The sequence below is a fragment of the Streptomyces sp. NPDC088354 genome (genome assembly GCF_044753585.1).
Taxonomy (GTDB): domain Bacteria; phylum Actinomycetota; class Actinomycetes; order Streptomycetales; family Streptomycetaceae; genus Actinacidiphila.
Genome location: NZ_JBIVNJ010000019.1, coordinates 98960 through 114403, shown reverse-complemented (window position 1 = coordinate 114403; position 15444 = coordinate 98960). Strand labels below are relative to the sequence as shown.

The window sequence follows — 15444 nt, the reverse complement described above, 5'->3', positions numbered from 1 at the left end:
GACCGCCCCTCCTGTTCGTCTGCCGCCCAAGAACGGAGATACTAGGGGCGGGCATCGACGACGCCGCGCTCCCGCGCGAGACAGCCCTATCGAGGAGGAACGACAGCGTGACCTACGTCATCGCGCAGCCTTGTGTCGACGTCAAGGACAAGGCGTGCATCGAGGAGTGCCCGGTCGACTGCATCTACGAGGGCCAGCGGTCCTTGTACATCCACCCGGACGAATGCGTCGACTGCGGAGCCTGTGAGCCGGTCTGCCCGGTGGAGGCCATCTTCTACGAGGATGACACCCCGGAGGAGTGGAAGGACTACTACAAGGCGAACGTCGAGTTCTTCGACGAGCTCGGTTCGCCCGGTGGTGCCTCCAAGCTCGGGCTGATCGAGCGCGACCACCCCTTCATCGCCGCCCTGCCCCCGCAGGGCGAGTGACCCCGACAGTTGTGGGCGGTCCCGTACGGCACACCGCCGTGCGGGACCGCCGTCTTTGGCGGCCCCCGGCCGTTCAGTAACGGAAAGTGAGCACCAGCGTGGCGCAGCCAGTCTCGTCCAGACTCCCCGTCTTCCCGTGGGACCGGCTCGAACCGTACAAGGCCACGGCCGCCGCACACGCCGGCGGGATCGTCGACCTGTCGGTGGGCACCCCCGTCGACCCGGTCCCCCACATCGTCCGCCGCGCGCTGAGCGAGGCCTCCGACAGCCCCGGCTACCCCACTGTGTGGGGCACCCCCGAGCTGCGCGCCGCCATCACGGGCTGGGCGGGCCGCCGGCTCGGCGCCACGGACCTGGGGGACACCCACGTGCTGCCGGTGGTCGGTTCCAAGGAACTCGTCGCCTGGCTGCCGACCCAGCTGGGCCTGGGCGCCGGCGACAAGGTCGCGTACCCGCGGCTGGCCTACCCGACCTACGAGGTCGGCGCGCGCCTGGCGGGTGCCGAGCCGGTCGTCTACGACGAGCCGACCGAGCTCGACCCGGCCGGCCTGCGGCTGCTGTGGCTCAACAGCCCGTCCAACCCCACCGGGCGGGTGCTCGGCAAGGACGAGCTGCGCCGGGCGGTGGCCTGGGCGCGTGAGCACGGCGTGCTGGTCTTCAGCGACGAGTGCTACCTGGAGCTGGGCTGGGAGGCCGACCCGGTCTCGGTGCTGCACCCGGACGTCTGCGGCGGCTCGTACGAGGGCATCGTCGCCGTCCACTCGCTGTCCAAGCGCTCCAACCTGGCCGGCTACCGGTCCGCCTTCCTGCTGGGCGACCCGGCCGTGCTGGGCGAGCTGCTGCAGATCCGCAAGCACGGCGGCATGATGACGCCCGCCCCGGTGCAGGCCGCCACCATCGCGGCCCTCGGTGACGACGCCCATGTGGCCGGGCAGCGGGAGCGCTACGCGCGGCGCCGGGCGGCGCTGCGCACCGCGTTCGAGGCGGCCGGCTTCCGCATCGAGCACAGCGAGGCCAGCCTCTACCTGTGGGCCACGCGTGACGAGTCGGGCTGGGACACGGTCGCCGACCTGTCCAAGCGCGGCATCCTCGTGGCGCCGGGCGACTTCTACGGCGCGGCCGGCGAGCGGTACGTGCGGATCGCGTTCACGGCCACCGACGAACGGGTGGCGGCCGCGGTGCGCCGCATGGCCGGCTGACCGGCTCGTACCGGGCGAAGCCGCGGCGCCCCGAAGGGCCCGGAGAGCGAAGGCTCTCCGGGCCCTTCCGGGGCGGCTGTGGGGGGTCAGCCGCCGAGGGGAAGCCCCTTGAGAGGAAGCTGGTCGGTGGTGGGCAGGCTCTGCAGCGGCAGGCCGGTCTTGCCGGCGTGCTTGCCGACCTCCACGGCGGCGCCGCCGATGGTGCCCACCGCCTTCGTGGCGACGCCGCTGACGGCCGGCTGGGCCGTCTTGCCGAGGCCGGCCACCGTGCGCGCCGTGGCGGGCACGGTCTGCTGGACGGTCTTCACCGCGCCGGAGTCCTGGGCGGCATGGGTGACCGTGCCGGCGAGCTCCGGGGCCTTGTCCACGTTGGTCAGCCCACCCAGGTCGCCGACCTGCGGCAGCTCGGCGGCGGACGCGGCACCGGCACCGATGAGAGGAGCCGCGGCCGCGCCGACCAGCAGGGCGGCCCGGGCGATCCGACGCGTGAGGGGGAGAGACATGGTGCTCCTTTTACGGAGAGACGACAGTTACGGCGTGACATGTCCGCGGGGCGGACGTCGTGACTACCGCGTGAGGTGCCCCGAAGGTTGCGGCCGTCTCAGGTAAAGAGTTGGTAATGCGGCGAGTTCCGGCGGCCGGTAAAGCGGAGCAATTCGGGCGTGTTGAGCTGCGCCGACGAAACGTCACGGCCCTTCCTCAGATGCGGTTTTGACGTTCCGTCAAGACGGTTTCCCATCTGATGGGTTTGGCGTACAAGCGACCCGCCTGGGGGTGAATGCCCGCACTATTGCGCGACGGTGATGCGCACGTCGTCGGCCGCCGCGCCGGAATCGGCGCCATTCGATTTCGTCCAGCCCTTGCCGGAGGCCGCCGCCGACCACTCGCGGTCCGCGAACGCGACTTTCTCCACCTTCAGTTCATGGGCGTGCGCCACCGCCCACTGGGCGAGTTCCCAGCCCCGCCGGGCGTCCCCGCCCCGCCCCCGGCCGTCGGCGGGCGCGGACGGCACCGCCACCGTGCGCGGCCCCGCGGCCTGTCGGCCACCGGCGCCGGCGCGGTCCGCGGTACCGCCGTTCTTGGCGTCGCCCTCGGCGCCGGCCCCGGGATCCCGATCGGCGGCCGCCGTCGTCCGCGGGGCCACGTCCGGACCGAACTCCCGTACCAGGCGGGCCCGCACCTTCGCCGGGTCCCCGCCGGTGACGGTCCGCTCGCCGTCCGCCGTCGTGCAGGTCAGCGCCGCACCGTGCCGTCCGGTGAGGGCGGCGGCCAGCAGCGCCGCGTCCGTCTCGTGCTTGGCGTACGCCTGCGGATAACCGCTCTTCTGCACCCGCTGCGCGGCCACGGTGAGCGGCAGCCGCGAATAGCCCTGGATCTTCACCAGGCCGTCGAAGAACTCGTTCGAGGCGTAGACCGGGTCCATGATCTGCGCCGCGGTGCCCCAGCCCTGCGAGGGACGCTGCTGGAACAGGCCCATCGAATCCCGGTCGCCGTGGTCGATGTTGCGCAGCGCGGACTCCTGCATCGACGTCGCCAGCGCTATCGCCACGGCCCGCTCCGGCAGTCCGCGCGAACTGGCCACGGCGGCGATCGTCGAGGCGTTGGCGGCCTGCTGGGGCTCCAGCCGCAGCGTCCCGCCCTCGGCGGTCACCGTGCACTCGACGGGCCCGGGGCCCCCGATCACGCCGAAGTGATGGGCGGCGTAGCCCGCGACCCCCAGCAGCACCAGGGCGGCGGTGACCACCCGCACGGCCCGTCCCCGCTTCTTCGGGGCGCGCGCGGCGGGGCTGGACGTCGACGTCGGCTTCGGCACGCGCACACCGTACCGAAGGCCGCTGTGCCGACCACGGTATTCGTCCCCCGGTAGGGTCGGCCCCATGGAACGGCCCGTGCTCGATCTCAGTCAGGACGCCGCCGCGGTGACGGCGCAGCTCGTCGACATCCCCTCCGTCAGCCTCGCCGAGAAGCCGCTGGCGGACGCCGTGGAGGAGGCGCTGCGCGCCCTGCCGCACCTCACCGTCGACCGCGACGGCGACGCCGTGGTCGCCCGCACCCGTCTGGGGCGCGCCGAGCGGGTCGTGCTCGCGGGGCACCTGGACACCGTGCCCATCGCCGACAACGTTCCCTCCCGGCTGGACGACGACGGCATCCTGTGGGGCTGCGGCACCACCGACATGAAGTCCGGCGTCGCCGTGCAGCTGCGGCTCGCCGCCACCCTCCCCGAGCCCAACCGCGACCTGACCTTCGTCTTCTACGACGCCGAGGAGATCGAGGCCGAGCGCAACGGGCTGCGGCGGCTGGTCCGGCATCACCCCGACTGGCTGGAGGGCGACTTCGCGGTCCTGCTGGAGCCCACCGACGCCAAGGTCGAGGGCGGCTGCCAGGGCACCCTGCGGGTCCGTGTCGAGACCTCCGGCCGCCGCGCCCACTCCGCGCGCAGCTGGCTCGGGGAGAACGCCATCCACAAGGCCGCGCCGGTGCTGGCCCGGCTCGCCGCGTACGAGCCCCGGCAGGCCGTCATCGACGGCCTGACCTACCGCGAGGGCCTCAACGCCGTCATGATCGAGGGCGGTCACGCGGGCAACGTCATCCCCGACGCCTGTGCGGTCATCGTCAACTTCCGCTTCGCCCCGGACCGTTCCGAGGCCGAGGCCCTCGACCACGTCCGCGAGGTCTTCGAGGGCTTCGACGTGCTGCTCACCGACAGCGCCCCCGGCGCCCTGCCCGGCCTGTCCCACCCCGCCGCGGCGGCGTTCGTGGCGGCCATCGGCACCGAGCCGGCGCCCAAGGACGCCTGGACCGACGTCGCCCGGTTCTCCGCGCTTGGCGTCCCCGCGGTGAACTACGGCCCCGGCGACCCCAAGCTGGCCCACACCCGCGAGGAGCACGTCGCCGTCGCCGCCGTCCTGGAGGCGGAGCGGAAACTGCGCGCCTGGCTGGCGTAACGAGCTGTTAAGCGGCGCGTTCTTGATCCGCGCGGTGGGCGCGTGCGTACCCTGACCGGACCGGGGGACGCAGCGAAAGGAGCGCGACATGGACCATGACGCGGAGGAGGCGGCGGCGGCCGAGACGGCGGCGGCGGAAGGCAGCTCCGCAGGGCGAGGCTGGCCCGAGCGCCACACCGGCCCGGTGGTACGCCGCCGGGGCCAGGTGCAGAAGTCCACCACCGACCAGCGGCTGCTGGACACCCGCGGCCCGTCGGACTGGGTGCACGGGGATCCCTGGCGCGTGATGCGCATTCAGTCCGAGTTCGTCGAGGGCTTCGGCGCGCTGGCCGAACTCGGCCGTGCCGTCAGCGTCTTCGGTTCCGCCCGTACGCCCGAGGGCGCCCCGGAGTACGAGACCGGCGTCCGGATCGGCCGGGCCCTCGCCGAGGCCGGCTTCGCCGTCATCACCGGGGGCGGCCCCGGCGCCATGGAGGCGGCCAACCGCGGCGCGTGCGAGGCGGGCGGCCTCTCGGTGGGGCTCGGCATCGAGCTCCCCTTCGAGCAGGGCCTCAACCCCTACGTCGACATCGGCGTGAACTTCCGCTACTTCTTCGTCCGCAAGACGATGTTCGTGAAGTACGCCTCCGGCTTCATCGTGCTGCCCGGCGGCTTCGGCACGCTCGACGAGCTCTTCGAGGCCCTCACCCTGGTGCAGACCCGCAAGGTCACGCAGTTCCCCATCGTCCTGTTCGGCACCGCCTACTGGCAGGGCCTGGTCGACTGGGTCCGGGAGACCGTCGTCCACCAGGGCAAGGCGTCCCCGGTGGACCTGGAACTGCTGCACCTCACCGACGACGTGGACGAGGCCGTCGCGCTGGTGACCAAGGAGAGCGGCGACTAGCAGGCCGTCCCGGCCGGCGGCCGGCGCGGGCGGGTCCGTCAGGCCAGTCCGCGCCGGGCGACCGCCGGCGGTCGCCGGCCCGCGATGGAGGCGACCATGTCGAGCACCTGGCGGGTCTCGGCGACCTCGTGCACCCGGTACACCCGCGCGCCCAGCCAGGCCGACACCGCCGTGGTCGCCAGCGTGCCCAGCAGCCGTTCCTTGACCGGCCGGTCCAGCGTCTCGCCCACGAAGTCCTTGTTGGACAGGGAGACCAGCACCGGCCATCCCGTCGCCGTCATCTCCGGCAGCCGCCGGGTCGCCTCCAGGGAGTGCCGGGTGTTCTTGCCGAAGTCGTGCCCGGGGTCGATCAGGACGGCGTCGCGCCGCACCCCGAGGGCCACCGCCCGCTCGGCGAGCCCCACGGTGACCTCGAGGATGTCCGCCATCACGTCGTCGTACCCCACGCGGTGCGGCCGGGTGCGCGGCTGCGCACCGCCCGCGTGCGTGCACACCAGGCCGGCGCCGTGCTTCGCGGCGACCTCGGCGAGCCGGGGGTCGACGCCGCCCCACGCGTCGTTCAGCAGGTCGGCGCCGGCCTCGCAGACGGCCTCGCCGACCTCGTGGCGCCAGGTGTCCACACTGATCACGACGTCGGGGTGGCGCCGCCGCACCTCGGCGACGAAGTCGGCCGTGCGCCGGATCTCCTCCTGCGCCGAGACCTCCGCCCCCGGGCCCGCCTTGACGCCGCCGATGTCGATGATCGCGGCGCCCTCGGCCACGGCCTGCGACACGCGTGCCAGGGCGGGTTCGTCGCTGAACGTGGCGCCCTGGTCGTAGAACGAGTCCGGTGTCCGGTTCACGATCGCCATGATCACGGGCTCGTGCTCGCCGAATTCCCGTGTGCCCAGCCTCAGCATGTCGCGCCCGTCTCCTCGAAATGTGGTCCGCCGATCGAAGATAGTCGCCGTCCGCGCACCGCGCGCACAGCGCGGCGTGGCACGATCGTGCCGTACACGTCGGGCCGACCCCGGGAGAGGTCTTGTTCTGGTTCTTGCTCATCGCGCTGGTCGCGGTGGTCGCCGCGGTGGCCCTCGCGGTGCTCGGTGACGGCGGGGGGCTCCGTGACGTGGAGCCGGACCGGCTGGACGACCGGCTGCCGCGCGAGCGACCGGTGGGGCGCGCCGACATAGAGCAGCTGCGGCTGCCGGTGGCCGTGCGCGGCTACCGGATGCTCGACGTCGACGACGTGCTGGACCGGCTGGCCGCGGAACTCGCCCAGCGCGACGCGCACATCGCCGACCTGGAGGCGGCGCTGGCCGGGGCGCACGCCACCGCGTTCGGCGGCCCCTCCCTGGTCAAGGACGCCGCCCAGGACGCGGAGGACGCCGCCCACGAGCCCAGCGGGCCCGGCGGCGAGCGATGAGCGCGGTGGTCGTCGGGGCGGACGGCAAGGCGCGCTGCCCCTGGGGACTGGAGACCGGGACCTCCGCGGACTACCGGGAGTACCACGACACCGAGTGGGGCCGCCCGGTGCACGGCGAGGCACCGCTCTTCGAGCGGATCTGCCTGGAGGCCTTCCAGTCCGGGCTGTCGTGGATCACCATCCTGCGCCGCCGCGAGGGCTTCCGGAAGGCCTTCGCGGGCTTCTCGCCGGACGCAGTGGCCGTCTTCACCGACGAGGACCGCGAGCGGCTGCTCGGCGACTCCGGCATCATCCGCAACCGCGCCAAGATCGACGCGGCGATCTCCAACGCTCGGGCCGCGCTGGAGCTGCGCGAGGGGTACGAGGGCGGCCTTGACGCCCTCGTGTGGTCGTACGCGCCCGACCCCGCCGGCCGGCCCGCCCCCCGCACCTCCGCGGACGTCCCGGCCGTGACTGCGGAGTCCACCGCCTTGGCCAAGGACCTCAAGAAGCGCGGTTTCCGGTTCGTCGGCCCCACCACCGCCTATGCGCTGATGCAGGCCTGCGGCCTGGTGGACGACCACCTGGCCGGCTGCTTCGCCCGCCGCTGAGGCCGCGGGGCAGCCGGCCGCCGGAGGCCGTCAGCGCCCCAGGTAGCGGGGCTTCTCCTTCTTGAGGAACGCCTCGACCGCGATCCGGTGGTCCTCGGAAGCGCCCGCGAGGGTCTGCAGCTCGTCCTCCTTGGCCAGCGTCTCGACCAGCGAGTGCTCCTCGCCGTACGCCAGGGACGCCTTGACCGCCGCGTAGGCGACCGTGGGGCCCTCGGCGAGGCCGCGGGCCACCGCGGCGGCCTCGGCGGCCAGGTCGGCCGCCGGGACGAGCCGGTTGACGATGCCGAGTTCGTACGCCTCCCGCGCGGGCACCGTCCGCGGGAAGAGCAGCAGGTCGGCGGCGCGGCTGCGGCCGATGAGCCGGGGCAGGGTCCACGAGGCGCCGGAGTCGGCGGTCAGCGCGACGCCGACGAAGGAGGTGTTGAACGCCGCGGTGTCGGCGGCCACGCGGTAGTCGCAGGCGAAGGCGAAGCCGGCCCCCGCGCCGGCCGCGACGCCGTTGATCCCGGCGACGACCGGCTTGGGCATGGTCGTGATGGCCGTGACGATCGGGTTGTAGTGCTCCCGGACCGTGGACATGGCCGCGCCGCCGCCCGCCTCGCCGCTGAGCGCGACGTGCTCCTTCAGGTCCTGTCCCACGCAGAACGCCCTGCCGGTCGCGGTCAGCAGCACCGCCCGCACCACCCGGTCGGCGCCCGCCGCCCGCAGGGCGTCCCTGAGGGCGACCTTGGTCTCGATGTCCAGCGCGTTCATCGCGTCGGGGCGGTTCAAAGTGATGGTGGCGAGCCCGTCGCTCACCTCGTACAGCACGGTGTCGGCCATGTGATCCCCTTCGTCGCGGCTCGCGTTCGGGGTCAGCATGCCGGAGATCGCCGTACGCGAACATGTGGCGTCCATCAAACGCACGCGAGTGGGCGATCACCGAAATGGACGGTTTTGCGGGACCGGGTTCTCGAACGGATGGGAACCGATGTTGGTCATCGGGTCACCCGATGCGGGATAATGGCCGAGAACCAATGTGTTCGAGTCCGGTGGCGCCTGGGCCACCGTGTGCGAAGAGCTGGTTTCAGGAAGGGGAACGAGCATGGCGGCCATGAAGCCGCGGACGGGTGATGGCCCGCTCGAGGTGACCAAGGAGGGGCGGAGCATCATCATGCGCGTTCCGCTCGAGGGCGGCGGACGGCTTGTCGTCGAGCTGACCCCGGACGAGGCGGATGCACTCGGCGAGGCATTGAAGAAGGCCATCGCCTGAACCGGCCAATCCAAGCCTTGGGCCCCCGGCAGCACACCTGCGCCGGGGGTCGCTTGTTTGTTTTTCCGAACGGCCGGACGGTTGGCGGCGCGCCGGAATGCCGCGCGGAGCGGCACGGGCGGCGCCGGAATTGTCAGCCGCGCCGTACCGCGCAGAGCAGTCCGTCGTCGGTCGGCAGCAGGACGGGGGCGAGCGCGGGATTGTCCCGGACCGTGCGCATCAGCTCGCGCAGCCGGATCACCTCGGCCTCCTGGTGGGCGGCGTCCATCGCGCGGCCCTGGGCGAAGGCGCCCTCGAAGCAGACCAGCCCCCCGGGCCGGAGCAGGCGCAGGGATTCGCCGAGGTAGTCCGGGTACTCCAGCCGGTCCCCGTCGCAGAAGACCAGGTCGTAGCCGCCGTCGGCGAGGCGGGGGAGCACGTCCAGCGCCCGGCCGGGGATGCAGCGGGCGCGGTTGGTGGCGAAGCCGGCCTCGCGGTAGGCGCCGCGGGCCAATTGCTGGCGGTCGGGCTCGGTGTCGACGGTGGTCAGCACCCCGTCGGCGCGCATGCCGTGCAGCAGGTGGATGCCGGAGACCCCGGTGCCGGTGCCGATCTCCACGACCGCCTTGGCGTCGGTGGCCGCGGCCAGCAGGCGCAGGGTCGCGCCGGTGCCCGGGGAGACCGGACGCACGCCCGCCTCACGAGCTCGCGCGCGGGCTCGTATCAGCGCGTCGTCCTCGGCGACGAAGGCGTCCGCGAACGCCCAGCTCGCCTGCCGGTTGCCGGTAATTGCCCTCTCCTGTCCGCGTGACGGTTGCAGCCCGCCCGGCGACTGTATCCGTTGCGGTCGGGAACCCGGAGATGGGACCAGTCGTTGGGAGGTTCGACGGATGACGGGAAACGAGGGCCGCGCTGATGAGCTCGGCACTTATCCGGAGCTAACGGGCGAGGTGGATATGGTAGGGGCTCTACTGGACACCACCAGAGCCGATAGGGGAGGTGCGGCTGCGGCGGGTCACCGGGGAGTGCTGTCGCGCTTCCGCAGGTCGGCCGGCGAGCCGAAATCCGTGACCGATACAGCTGACGACCGTCCGCGCTCCGACGAGTCCTCGACAGTGGCCGCCAACGCGACCTTCGCCACCGACGGGGGTGCTCAGACGTGGACCCCTCCCTCCTGGGAGGAGATCGTCAGTACCCACAGCGCCCGGGTCTACCGTCTGGCCTACCGCCTGACGGGCAACCAGCACGACGCCGAGGACCTCACGCAGGAGGTCTTCGTCAGGGTCTTCCGTTCGCTGTCGACGTACACGCCCGGCACCTTCGAGGGCTGGCTGCACCGCATCACCACCAACCTCTTCCTGGACATGGTCCGGCGCCGCCAGCGCATCCGTTTCGACGCCCTCGGCGACGACGCGGCCGAGCGGCTGCCCAGCCGTGAGCCGTCCCCCGCGCAGCACTTCGCGGACACGCACTTCGACGCCGACATCCAGCAGGCGCTGGACACCCTCGCACCGGAGTTCCGCGCCGCGGTCGTGCTCTGCGACATCGAGGGCCTGTCCTACGAGGAGATCGCGGCGACCCTCGGGGTCAAGCTCGGCACCGTGCGCAGCCGCATCCACCGCGGCCGCTCCCACCTGCGCAAGGCGCTGGAGCACCGGGCGCCCGCCGCGCGTCCGGGCCGGGCTCCCGTGCTGACCACGGGCCGGGCGGCCCTGGAGGGCGGGAGCACGTGAGCAGCACCCGCGGCCGGCATCTGCTCTGCGCCGAGCAGCACCTGGGGGACCATCTCGCCGCCTTCGTCGACGGCGAATTGCAGGACGACGCCCGCGACCGGGTGCTGGCGCACCTGGCGACCTGCACCGAGTGCAAGGACGCGGCCGACGAGCAGCGCCGCATGAAGGACGCGATCGCCGCCTCCGCGCCCCCCACCCTCTCGGCGGGCCTGCTGGCCCGTCTGCAGGAGCTGCCCGCGGGCGACGGCGACGCGACGGGCGGCCCCTTCGACGGCGGCGGCATGATCCAGGCCGCCGGCCTCGGCGGCGAGCGGCTGAACGGCGACCTGTTCGGCAAGGCCCGAGAGGAGTTCGCGCTGCCGCTGTCGGCATCGTCGTCCCGGGGCTTCCGGATCCACGAGACGGCGCGTCCGAGCACCCCCGCGGCGCCTGGCCCGACGGGCTCGGCCGGCCGCGGCCGGCGGCGGTTCGCCTTCGCGGCGGCCGGCGCGTTCTCCATGGCGGCCATCGCCCTGGGCGGTGCGCTGCCCCTGGACGGCGCCCCTGAGCCCGGCATGGACGAGACCGGTGCCGCGGTGACCCCCCTGAGCTCGCAGCAGTCCGCCCGGCCCGCCGCCGATGTCTGGGCCAGGCCGACCGGCGACCTTCTGCACCCGAGCAGCGGTACGCGGCCCTTCGCGCTGACCTCGCCGACGGCCGGGGGCCGGATCGACCCGGCGGCCGTCGCGCGGTCCCTCCTGGCACCGGACCGGCGGGCGTCCGCCTCGCCCTCCGCGTCCGGGACGGCGGTACCGGCCACCCTGGCCGTCCCCGCGCCGGGCACGTCGGCCACGGCCTCCCCGCGCCCCGGCGGGAGCGCCCCGGCCTCGCCGTCGGGATCCGTTCCCGTCGCCTCGACCACCCCCCTGCTGGGCACCTTCCCCGTCAGCCGCTGAGCGGGCGGCTGCGGGCGGCGCCGAGTCCTGGTTCAATCCAGTCAGGACAGGTCGTCGTAGGGGAGCACTGTGGACCAGGGGAAGGCCGGCGGGCCGAAGTGGTGGAGCCGCCCGGAGCCGGTGTCACCGGCCCCGCCGGAGGCGCAGGCCCCGCCCCGGTCCGGGCCGTCCGCCGCGCAGCCCTCCGAGCCCGCGCAGGACGCCGTCCCGCGGCACGGCTCCGACCCGTACGACACCCCGCCGTACGGCGAGCCCGGGCCCTGGGCGCCCGCCCCTCCCGTCACCCGTCCGGCGGACACCGCACCGCCCTCTCGGCCTCCCCTGCCGCCCGCGCCGCCGTACACCGCCAACCCGGCCCCGCCGCCGCTCCCGGTCGGCCAGTGGCACCGCTACGACCCCTGGGCGGCCCCCGGGCCGCTGCCCGCCGCCCCCAGGACCTCCCGCCGCCGCGGCCCGCTGGCCGCCGGCCTGGTCGCCCTCACGCTGGTCGCCGGCGGCATCGGCGGCGCCCTGGGCGCGTACGTGGCGCAGAACGACGGATCGGAGCAGGTGACCCTGCCCCAGGTCACCCGGGACGCCGGGAAACGGGCCCCGGACAGCGTCGCGGGCATCGCCGCCAAGGTCCTGCCGGGCGTGGTCTACATCCACGTCAAGAGCGACAGCGGGGAGGGCACCGGCACCGGCTTCGTACTGGACGACGAGGGCCACATCCTCACCAACAACCACGTCGTGGAGACCGTCGCGAAGAGCGGCACCATCTCGGTGACCTTCAACGGCGGCCAGATCCGCTCCGCGAAGATCGTCGGCCGGGACACCGGCTACGACCTGGCGGTCATCAAGGTCAGCGGGGTCAAGGGCCTGCGCCCGGTCGCCCTCGGCAACTCCGACGCGGCGCAGGTGGGCGACCCGGTGGTCGCCATCGGCGCCCCGTACGGCCTGGAGGGCACCGTGACCTCCGGCATCATCAGCGCCACCCAGCGCCCGATCACCGCGGGCGGCGAGACCGAGGGCAGCGACGTCAGCTACGTCGACGCCATCCAGACGGACGCCCCGATCAACCCGGGCAACTCCGGCGGCCCGCTGGTGGACTCCCGGGGCCTGGTCATCGGTATCAACAGCGCCATCCGCTCCGCCGACACCGGCTCGGACCCCTTCGGCAACGGCGGCCAGGGCGGCAGCATCGGCCTGGGCTTCGCCATCCCCGTCAACCAGGCGAAGCGGGTCGCCGAGCAGCTGATCAACAACGGCAAGGCCACCCACCCGGTGATCGGCGTCAGCATCAATCTGCAGTACGAGGGCGACGGCGCCCAGGTGAGCCCCGAGGGCGAGGGCGACGGGGAGTCCATCACCCCCAACGGTCCCGGCGCCAAGGCGGGCATCGAGCCGGGCGACGTCATCACCGCGATCGACGGCAAGCGTGTGCACAGCGGCGAGGAGCTGATCGTGCGCATCCGCAGCCACCGTCCCGGCGACAAGCTGGCCCTCACCCTCAAGCGCGGCGGCAAGCAGCGCAGCGTGCAGCTGGTCCTCGGTTCGGCCACCGGCTGAGGCGGCCACGGGTTTACCCCGGCGCGGCCTACTGTTGACCCCGGGCCACTCCCGTCCACCTGGTTCGGGCAGGTACGGTGAGATGCGCCGGATTCCGTCCGCCGGCCGAGGACCGCGAGGAGCTGCACGGTGTTTTCAGACATAGGCGCGCTGGAGGTCGTCGCGCTCGTGATCCTTGCCGTGCTCGTGTTCGGGCCCGACAAGCTGCCCAAGGTCATCAGGGACGTCACGCAGTTCATCCGCAAGGTGCGTGAGTTCTCCGACAGCGCCAAGGCCGACATCCGCAAGGAGCTGGGCCCGGAGTTCAAGGACTTCGAGTTCGAGGACCTCAACCCGCGCAACTTCGTCCGCAAGCAGCTGCTGGACAACGACGAGCTCGGCCTGAAGGAGATCCGCAACGGATTCGACTTCAAGCAGGAGATGTCGGCGGTCACCGACGCCGTCCACGGGCGGGACAGCGGCTCCAGCGGCGGTTCCGGCTCCTCGGGTACGCCGGACCGGCTGCGCAAGCGGGACGGGCTGGAGCCGGGCGAGGCTCCGCCGTTCGACTCCGACGCCACCTGAACCGGGGCCCCTGCCCCGTTCAGGTCGCGCGAGTGGCTATTCTCCCTTTGTTTGCCCTTATGGAGGAGGCGCCGCGCGTATGGAGACCACAGCCGATCCAGCGGATCGTACGATCGACGGCTATCTCAGCGCCGACTTCGCCTGGTACGGGCTGGACGAGGCCTTCACCGGGCACCGCTGGCTCGCCCCTGTCGGCAGGAGCGCGGACGGCACCGTGGAGCACGGCTCGACGGGCCACGGAGACGAGCCCTCCGTGAAGGTGGAGCCCACACCGGACAACCGGCGCTTCACAGTGGTCGTGACGGTCGCTCAGCGTCCGGTGCGGCGCAGCGCCGACGGAACGGGCGTCCTGGAGGAGACCTCGGTGGCCTCCGCCGCATGGCTGGCCGGCTCCGGGCTGCTGTCGTGCACCTGGCCCACCCAGATGGAACGCCATCTGCGCGACGACTGGCTGGACCAGCAGACCGCCATCGCGTGGGACCTGGCCGACAACCTCGACGGTGCCGACTGGTCGACGCTCACCCTGCCGGTGGACGGTGAGCCCACGCCCTTCCACTACCGCGAGTCCGAGTACGGCTGGGTGATGGCCGGGTCCGCGCGCGGGGTGCACCTGGGCGCGTTCGGGCGCGGCATGAGCGCCTACGGTCTCGGACTGTCGCGGGTCAAGGACATCCACGCCTACGGGCGCTGACGCGCGGTCGCACACCAGGGGCGCCCTCGCGAGAGGACGCCCCTGACGCGGCGGCGCTGCCGCTCAGAACTTGTTGCGCGGCGTGATGCCCAGGGACATGCCGGCCAGACCGCGCTGGCGCCCGCCGAGCTTGCCTGCGATGTCGCGGAGCGCGGAGCCCGCCGGGGACTGCGGGTCGGTGAGCACGACGGGTCGGCCGTCGTCGCCGCCCTCGCGCAGCCGGACGTCGATCGGGATCTGGCCCAGCACCGGCACGTTGGCGCCGGTCGTGCGGGTCAGGCCCTCCGCGACGCGCTCGCCGCCGCCGCTGCCGAAGACGTCCACCATCTCGCCGCAGTGCGGGCAGGGCAGCCCGGACATGTTCTCGATGACGCCGACGATCTTCTGGTGGGTCTGCACGGCGATGGTGCCCGCGCGCTCGGCGACCTCGGCCGCCGCCTGCTGGGGCGTGGTCACCACGAGGATCTCGGCGTTCGGTACCAGCTGGGCGACCGAGATGGCGATGTCGCCGGTGCCGGGCGGCAGGTCGAGCAGCAGCACGTCCAGGTCGCCCCAGTACACGTCGGCGAGGAACTGCTGCAGCGCGCGGTGGAGCATCGGGCCGCGCCACACCACGGGGGCGTTGCCCGGGGTGAACATGCCGATGGAGATGACCTTCACGCCGTGCGCCGAGGGCGGCATGATCATGTTCTCGACCTGGGTCGGACGGCCGTCCGCGCCCAGCATGCGGGGCACGCTGTGGCCGTAGATGTCGGCGTCGACCACACCGACCTTCAGGCCGTCGGCGGCCATCGAGGCGGCGAGGTTCACCGTCACCGAGGACTTGCCGACGCCGCCCTTGCCGGAGGCCACCGCGTACACGCGGGTGAGCGAGCCCGGCTGTGCGAAGGGGATCTCGCGCTCGGCCTGACCGCCGCGCAGCGAGGAGGCCAGTTCGCGGCGCTGCTCGTCGCTCATCACGTCCAGTTCGACGCTGACGCCGGTGACGCCCGCGACCTTGGCGACCGCCGTGGTCACCAGGCTGGTGATGGTGTCCCGCATCGGGCAGCCCGACACCGTCAGGTACACACCGACCCGCACCGCGCCGCCGTCGGCGATGTCGACGGACTTGACCATGCCCAGGTCGGTGATCGGCTTGTGGATCTCGGGGTCGTTCACCGTCGCGAGGGCGGCGCGCACCGCGTCGAGCGAGACAGCGCCTGCGGGAGTGTCGTCAGCCATGGATCGATGGTACGTCGCGCGTGAACGGCCCATGACCCGCGGTGGTCGGGTTCACACGGCCCCGCGGGCCC

General features: G+C 73.0%; 18 protein-coding genes. 12 read left to right on the top strand and 6 right to left on the bottom strand.

Annotated elements, in window-relative coordinates; genetic code table 11:
- Positions 1-107 precede the first annotated feature (107 nt).
- On the top strand, positions 108-428 hold the full coding sequence (gene fdxA, locus ACIP98_RS25610) for a ferredoxin (RefSeq protein ID WP_018561461.1): 321 nt from the start codon (positions 108-110) through the stop codon (positions 426-428).
- 98 nt (positions 429-526) lie between these two features.
- Positions 527-1627 (top strand): succinyldiaminopimelate transaminase, encoded by a 1101-nt coding sequence (gene dapC / locus ACIP98_RS25605; protein WP_319665550.1) that lies wholly within the window; start codon positions 527-529, stop codon positions 1625-1627.
- A gap of 86 nt (positions 1628-1713) precedes the next feature.
- On the opposite strand, the gene ACIP98_RS25600 is transcribed toward dapC, so the two are convergent.
- Positions 1714-2130 carry an ATP-binding protein gene (locus ACIP98_RS25600; RefSeq protein WP_319665551.1) on the bottom strand — a complete coding sequence of 139 codons (417 nt, stop codon included), beginning with the start codon at positions 2128-2130 and terminating at the stop codon, positions 1714-1716.
- 284 nt (positions 2131-2414) lie between these two features.
- Positions 2415-3440, bottom strand: coding sequence for a heavy metal transporter (locus ACIP98_RS25595; RefSeq protein ID WP_401978098.1), 1026 nt, complete (start codon positions 3438-3440; stop codon positions 2415-2417).
- Positions 3441-3504: 64 nt separating this feature from the next.
- On the opposite strand from ACIP98_RS25595, the gene dapE reads away from it, so the two are divergent.
- Positions 3505-4572: a succinyl-diaminopimelate desuccinylase gene (gene dapE, locus ACIP98_RS25590; RefSeq protein WP_401978096.1), complete on the top strand. Its 1068-nt coding sequence runs from the start codon at positions 3505-3507 to the stop codon at positions 4570-4572.
- An 88-nt stretch (positions 4573-4660) separates the two neighbouring features.
- Positions 4661-5455, top strand: a complete 795-nt coding sequence (locus ACIP98_RS25585) for a TIGR00730 family Rossman fold protein (RefSeq protein ID WP_319665554.1) — start codon at positions 4661-4663, stop codon at positions 5453-5455.
- A gap of 38 nt (positions 5456-5493) precedes the next feature.
- Here ACIP98_RS25585 and folP read toward each other — a convergent pair whose 3' ends face one another.
- On the bottom strand, positions 5494-6354 hold the full coding sequence (gene folP, locus ACIP98_RS25580) for a dihydropteroate synthase (RefSeq protein ID WP_319665555.1): 861 nt from the start codon (positions 6352-6354) through the stop codon (positions 5494-5496).
- A 122-nt stretch (positions 6355-6476) separates the two neighbouring features.
- On the opposite strand from folP, the gene ACIP98_RS25575 reads away from it, so the two are divergent.
- Together ACIP98_RS25575 and ACIP98_RS25570 are read left to right on the top strand one after the other, a co-directional pair.
- Positions 6477-6860: a DivIVA domain-containing protein gene (locus ACIP98_RS25575; RefSeq protein ID WP_319665556.1), complete on the top strand. Its 384-nt coding sequence runs from the start codon at positions 6477-6479 to the stop codon at positions 6858-6860.
- Complete coding sequence (locus tag ACIP98_RS25570) at positions 6857-7450, top strand: DNA-3-methyladenine glycosylase I (protein ID WP_401978095.1); 594 nt, start codon at positions 6857-6859, stop codon at positions 7448-7450. The genes ACIP98_RS25575 and ACIP98_RS25570 overlap by 4 nt, the downstream gene beginning before the upstream one ends.
- Positions 7451-7480: 30 nt before the next feature.
- Here the strand turns inward: ACIP98_RS25570 and ACIP98_RS25565 are convergent, their stop codons facing one another.
- The gene (locus tag ACIP98_RS25565; RefSeq protein WP_319665558.1) at positions 7481-8272 is read right to left on the bottom strand and encodes an enoyl-CoA hydratase-related protein; all 792 of its coding nucleotides are present in this window, start codon (positions 8270-8272) and stop codon (positions 7481-7483) included.
- 262 nt (positions 8273-8534) lie between these two features.
- Between ACIP98_RS25565 and ACIP98_RS25560 the strand changes: the two genes are divergently transcribed.
- Positions 8535-8702: a DUF3117 domain-containing protein gene (locus ACIP98_RS25560; protein ID WP_018561471.1), complete on the top strand. Its 168-nt coding sequence runs from the start codon at positions 8535-8537 to the stop codon at positions 8700-8702.
- A gap of 133 nt (positions 8703-8835) precedes the next feature.
- Here the strand turns inward: ACIP98_RS25560 and ACIP98_RS25555 are convergent, their stop codons facing one another.
- Positions 8836-9501 carry an O-methyltransferase gene (locus ACIP98_RS25555; RefSeq protein ID WP_319665578.1) on the bottom strand — a complete coding sequence of 222 codons (666 nt, stop codon included), beginning with the start codon at positions 9499-9501 and terminating at the stop codon, positions 8836-8838.
- 136 nt (positions 9502-9637) lie between these two features.
- On the opposite strand from ACIP98_RS25555, the gene sigE reads away from it, so the two are divergent.
- The 5 genes from sigE to ACIP98_RS25530 all read left to right on the top strand — a co-directional run bounded on the left by sigE (position 9638) and on the right by ACIP98_RS25530 (position 14152).
- Positions 9638-10414, top strand: coding sequence for an RNA polymerase sigma factor SigE (gene sigE / locus ACIP98_RS25550; protein WP_319665559.1), 777 nt, complete (start codon positions 9638-9640; stop codon positions 10412-10414).
- A complete protein-coding gene (locus tag ACIP98_RS25545) occupies positions 10411-11349 on the top strand; it encodes a zf-HC2 domain-containing protein (RefSeq protein WP_401978093.1) in 939 nt (312 codons plus the stop codon). Before sigE ends, ACIP98_RS25545 begins: the two co-directional genes overlap by 4 nt.
- Positions 11350-11418: 69 nt before the next feature.
- On the top strand, positions 11419-12897 hold the full coding sequence (locus tag ACIP98_RS25540) for a trypsin-like peptidase domain-containing protein (RefSeq protein WP_319665561.1): 1479 nt from the start codon (positions 11419-11421) through the stop codon (positions 12895-12897).
- A 129-nt stretch (positions 12898-13026) separates the two neighbouring features.
- Positions 13027-13461, top strand: coding sequence for a sec-independent translocase (locus ACIP98_RS25535; protein WP_401978092.1), 435 nt, complete (start codon positions 13027-13029; stop codon positions 13459-13461).
- A 79-nt stretch (positions 13462-13540) separates the two neighbouring features.
- Positions 13541-14152, top strand: coding sequence for a hypothetical protein (locus ACIP98_RS25530; RefSeq protein ID WP_319665563.1), 612 nt, complete (start codon positions 13541-13543; stop codon positions 14150-14152).
- Positions 14153-14215: 63 nt separating this feature from the next.
- Here ACIP98_RS25530 and ACIP98_RS25525 read toward each other — a convergent pair whose 3' ends face one another.
- Positions 14216-15373, bottom strand: a complete 1158-nt coding sequence (locus tag ACIP98_RS25525) for an Mrp/NBP35 family ATP-binding protein (protein ID WP_319665564.1) — start codon at positions 15371-15373, stop codon at positions 14216-14218.
- Between the last annotated feature and the right edge of the window lie 71 nt (positions 15374-15444).